General features: G+C 44.9%; 5 protein-coding genes. 4 read left to right on the plus strand and 1 reads right to left on the minus strand.

From position 1 onward, the window contains the following. Positions 1-126 precede the first annotated feature (126 nt). Positions 127-1512, plus strand: a complete 1386-nt coding sequence (argH, locus tag A2517_RS07270; protein ID WP_294895588.1) for an argininosuccinate lyase — start codon at positions 127-129, stop codon at positions 1510-1512. After that, complete coding sequence (locus tag A2517_RS07275) at positions 1509-1973, plus strand: OsmC family protein (RefSeq protein WP_294895590.1); 465 nt, start codon at positions 1509-1511, stop codon at positions 1971-1973. Before argH ends, A2517_RS07275 begins: the two co-directional genes overlap by 4 nt. A 3-nt stretch (positions 1974-1976) precedes the next feature. Here A2517_RS07275 and A2517_RS07280 read toward each other — a convergent pair whose 3' ends face one another. Further along, positions 1977-2333 (minus strand): histidine triad nucleotide-binding protein, encoded by a 357-nt coding sequence (locus A2517_RS07280; protein WP_294895592.1) that lies wholly within the window; start codon positions 2331-2333, stop codon positions 1977-1979. A gap of 159 nt (positions 2334-2492) precedes the next feature. On the opposite strand from A2517_RS07280, the gene pheS reads away from it, so the two are divergent. Both pheS and ytpR read left to right on the plus strand, forming a co-directional pair. Beyond that, positions 2493-3485, plus strand: a complete 993-nt coding sequence (gene pheS / locus A2517_RS07285) for a phenylalanine--tRNA ligase subunit alpha (RefSeq protein ID WP_294895594.1) — start codon at positions 2493-2495, stop codon at positions 3483-3485. After that, the coding region (gene ytpR / locus A2517_RS07290) for a YtpR family tRNA-binding protein (RefSeq protein WP_367187990.1) at positions 3482-4704 on the plus strand (1223 nt) is incomplete at its 3' end. The genes pheS and ytpR, both read left to right, overlap by 4 nt.

Raw genomic sequence — 4704 nt, forward strand, 5'->3', positions numbered from 1 at the left:
AATATGCATCCGATAGCGGCAATGTCCCTGCCTGTAACTAAATAAACCCTTCATCCTTCAGGGGATGATTTTCTTCTAAACCAAACTTCGCTAAAATACCCCACTTTTACACACTTCGGAGATACCATGGAAAAGATGTGGTCAGGACGCTTTACACAAGATGCGTCAACCCTTTTGGAAAAATTTAATGCCTCGATCATGTTTGATCAAAAACTTTACCGTGAAGATATTGAAGGTTCTATCGCCCACGCCAAAATGTTGGCTCATCAAGGGATTTTAACCGATGAAGAGTCTACCTTGATTGAAAAAGGGATGGCGCAGGTACTCAGCGAAATCGAATCGGGTGTATTTGAGTGGAAAATCGGTGATGAAGATCTCCATATGGCGATTGAAAAACGTCTTACTGCGATTATCGGCGAAGCAGGAAAAAAACTTCATACCGCGCGTAGTCGCAACGATCAGGTAGCTCTTGATTTCCGCCGCTTTGTTCTTCGTAAAAACCGTGAGATTGTCGAACAGATCAAAGCACTTATGAGTGTTGTTGTTGACATCGCCAGAGATCACACTACGACGTTGTTACCGGGGATGACCCATCTGCAACATGCACAACCGATCAATTTCGCATTTCATTTACTGGCATATGCTTCGATGTTTAAACGTGATATTGAACGCTTTGAGAGCTCTGCTGTGCGTAATAATATCTCACCGATCGGATGTGCCGCACTTGCCGGAACACCGCACAATATCAACCGTGAAATGACGGCGAAAGAGCTTGGCTTTGATTCGGTGAGTATCAACTGTCTCGACACGGTGAGCGATCGTGATTTTGCACTGGAAATTTTATTTAATATCTCGACATTGATGATGCACATCTCCCGTTTGGCCGAAGAGATTATTATGTGGTCAAGTTACGAGTTTCGTTTTGTCGAACTTTCCGATCAGTATTCGACGGGTAGTTCGATTATGCCGCAAAAGAAGAATCCTGATGTTCCTGAGTTACTTCGAGGAAAAACGGGGCGGGTATTTGGTAACCTGATGGGACTTTTAACCGTGATGAAAGGGTTACCGCTAGCCTATAACAAAGATACCCAAGAGGACAAAGAGGGGGTATTCGACAGTGTTGAGACGGCTGAACTCTCCCTCGAAATTCTCCGCGAAGCATTGCGTACAATGACGATCAAACCTCAAAATATGGCTCGTGCATGTAAGCTAGGGCATCTATCCGCTACCGATTTGGCCGACTATTTGGTCGAGCACTGTGACGTTCCGTTTCGCGAAGCCCACCATATCACCGGACGCGCCGTTGCGCGTGCCGAAGTGCTTGGAATAGATTTGAGCGATATCGACTATGCTGAGCTTTATGCAATCGATGAGCGGATTAAGGAGGATGTTATCCCTTATTTGGCGATCGAGCACTCGATGAATGCCCGTACTTCCCAAGGGGGAACGGCGGAAATTCGTACGCTAGAACAAATCATCTATTTTGACCATTTTCTCAAGGATGTACAATGAAGATTACCGTTTCTCATCAGGATGCAATGCGCTTTGAAGCTAAAACAGAGAAGAGCAGTTTTATTATCGATTGCCCCCAAATCTCTCCGATCGAGTATTTTTTAAGCGGGATTATCACCTGCAGTGCGACCGATGTCGTGATGCTCCCTAAACAGCAGGGGTATGAGGTAAAAAATCTTGAAGTAAGCGGTGAAGTGGTTCGTAATGAGTCTGCACCGCGCAAGTTCAATGCGCTTCATCTTGAATATCGCTTTGATTCGAATGCGGACGATACACTCGCGGCGCGTTGGGTGATGGCGAGCTTGGAAACCTATTGTTCCACGATCAATACGATCCGTGATACGACAGCTATTAGCTATACGATCATCCATAACGGCACTGTGATTCGTGAAAATGAGAAGATGATCAGCGGCGGCGGAAGTGCTGTCGATTTCGGTACGTTGCAAGGGTGTAACGCCTAAGGATTAAAAGAAATCCTTAGGGTCAGCATCGGCAAAATGACCCCATTTGAGCTTTGCTCCGCCGAGGATATGAAAATGGAGGTGCCCCACCTCTTGCCCCCCGTTTTCACCGATATTGCTGATAATTCGGTAGCCGCTCTCATCAATTCCGCATGCTTTGGCGACCTCTTGCATAAACGTTGACATTCTCCCCATCACATCTCCGGGAATATCGTTGAAACTTTGATAATGCTCTTTCGGAATTGCCAAAACATGAACAGGTGCTTTGGGATTAATGTCATGAAACGCATAAAATTCGTCGTTTTCGGCAACGGCATTGGATGGGATTTCTTTGTTAATAATTTTACAGAAAATGCACATTTTAAACCTCTTTTTTTGTGCTATTGTAGCATATGGAAGATCGCTTGAAGCTATTTATAAAAGAGATTTGACTACAATATCCCCTAAATTGAAAGCACTTTCAGAAATAGTGATAACGTATTTAAAAGCTTTCAGAAAATCATCAATGGAGACTCTATTTTGCAAGAGTGGTATGACGCTATAAAATCGGCTGACTCGATTGATAAAATCGAAGAGATCCGAATCGCCGTTTTCGGAAAAAAAGGGATAATGAACGCTGAGTTCACCCGTATGAAAGATATTCCCGACGCGGAAAAAGGGACATTTGCCAAAGAGTTAAATATCCATAAAGAGGGATTGAATGCTCTTTTGGTCGATCGTAAACTTTTCTTGGCCATGGAACATTTGCAAGCGACGATGAGGGCGGAAGCGATTGACGTAAGTCTCTACTCCGCCACTACGGAACACGGGTCACTTCACCCTGTTATGGAGACGATGGATCGAATCGTGGAGTATTTCGTTGCGATGAACTTTTCGGTACAAACGGGTCCGATGGTGGAAGATGATTTTCATAATTTCGAAGCGTTGAATCTTCCTAAATACCATCCGGCACGCGATATGCAGGATACGTTTTATTTTAAAGATTCGATGCTGTTGCGTACCCATACCTCGCCGGTACAAATCCGCACTATGCTCTCTACCCAACCGCCGATTCGTATGATCGCTCCGGGTGCGGTATTTCGCCGCGATTACGATATTACCCATACGCCGATGTTTCATCAGGTTGAGGGATTGGTTGTTGAGGAAGCGGGAAAAGTATCGTTTGCCAATCTAAAATTTATCCTCGAAGATTTCCTTAAAACGATGTTCGGAGATGTCGAGGTTCGTTTCCGTCCGAGCTTTTTTCCGTTTACGGAGCCTTCGGCGGAAGTTGATATCAGCTGTATTTTCTGCGGTGGGGAAGGGTGCCGAGTGTGCTCTAAAACAGGATGGCTCGAAGTGCTCGGATGCGGTATTGTCGATCCGAACGTTTTTAAAGCGGTCGGTTATGAGAATGTCAGCGGTTATGCGTTCGGTTTAGGGGTTGAGCGGTTTGCAATGCTGATCCACCGAATCGGTGATTTACGCTCTTTGTTTGAGGGAGATACGAGATTATTGGAGCAGTTTAGATGATCGTAACAAAAAATTGGCTAAATGAATGGATCGATCTTACTGACGTAAGTACCGATTTGTTGCTAAAAACATTAAATTCGATCGGTCTAGAAGTAGATCGACATGACGTTGTCCGTGTTGCGGATGGAGTGGTTGTCGGATACGTCGAATCGTGTGAAAAACATCCTGATGCTGATAAACTTAATGTATGTCAAGTTAATGTCGGGAAAGAAGTGCGCCAGATTGTGTGCGGTGCTTCGAATGTTCGTGCAGGACTATACATTGCGTTAGCAACGGTCGGTGCGGAACTTCCCGGCGGCCTTAAGATCAAAGAAGCAAAACTACGCGGTGTCGATTCACACGGCATGATCTGCTCTGCTAAAGAGATTGGACTCCCCTCTATGGGTGAGGGAATTATGATCCTCGATGAGAGTATCGGTGAGTTGGTTATGGGTAAAAATCTCAATGAATACGGTGTATTCAATGATGATGTTATCGAGATTGAACTGACTGCCAATCGCGGTGATTGCTTGAGTATTTACGGAATCGCGCGTGATTTGCGTGCCGCATTGGCCCGTCCGCTTCGTGAGAAAAATGTTAAAGATAACCAAGAGGGGCGTTTGGGAATCGGACGTATTTTGCAACTGCAGCATACGGAAACCCTTAACACCGATTTGTTATTTGGTGCCGTAGAGGTTAAAGAACTCAGTGTCCCTTTGATTATCTCTCTCCGTTTGGCATTGGTCGATCAAGAGTACACAACAACAGTGGATGCACTTTTATTCTATGCGACACAAAGCACGGGGGTTATTTTACGAGCCTATCCGTTTGAAAAGTTCGGGGATGTTGAAAACAAAGGGGTCATTACCTTTGAAAATGATGAAAACGGCTATGCTGCCCTCTATGGCAAAGAAAAAGTTTCCGTTATCGGTGTCTCTCAAGAGAAAGAGGCACATTTTAGTGCAAATGAGGGGCTGGTTGTTATCGAAGCGAGTTACATTGCTCCGGAAGTCATTGCTAAAAAAATGGGAGAGAAAAAAATCCCTAGCTGTCCCCATTATTATCGTACGTCACGGGGAAGCGAACCCTCAATCGATATGGGTATCCGATACGCCGCAGAACTGTTTGAAAAATATTCGGCCTCGCAAGTGTACGGAGGAAATATAGAACTCACCAGTTCCTATGAACCCCGTATCATCAGTATGGTTGAGTCTGAATTCGAATCCTTTATAGGTCTTAA

The sequence above is a fragment of the Sulfuricurvum sp. RIFOXYD12_FULL_44_77 genome, from assembly GCF_001830725.1.
Taxonomy (GTDB): domain Bacteria; phylum Campylobacterota; class Campylobacteria; order Campylobacterales; family Sulfurimonadaceae; genus Sulfuricurvum; species Sulfuricurvum kujiense_A.

Bases quoted from the DNA above. Each gene is read 5' to 3' on its own strand.
- argH (WP_294895588.1), top strand. From the start codon at position 127: ATGGAAAAGATGTGGTCAGGACGCTTTACACAAGATGCGTCAACCCTT.
- A2517_RS07275 (WP_294895590.1), top strand. From the start codon at position 1,509: ATGAAGATTACCGTTTCTCATCAGGATGCAATGCGCTTTGAAGCTAAA.
- A2517_RS07280 (WP_294895592.1), bottom strand. From the start codon at position 2,333: ATGTGCATTTTCTGTAAAATTATTAACAAAGAAATCCCATCCAATGCC.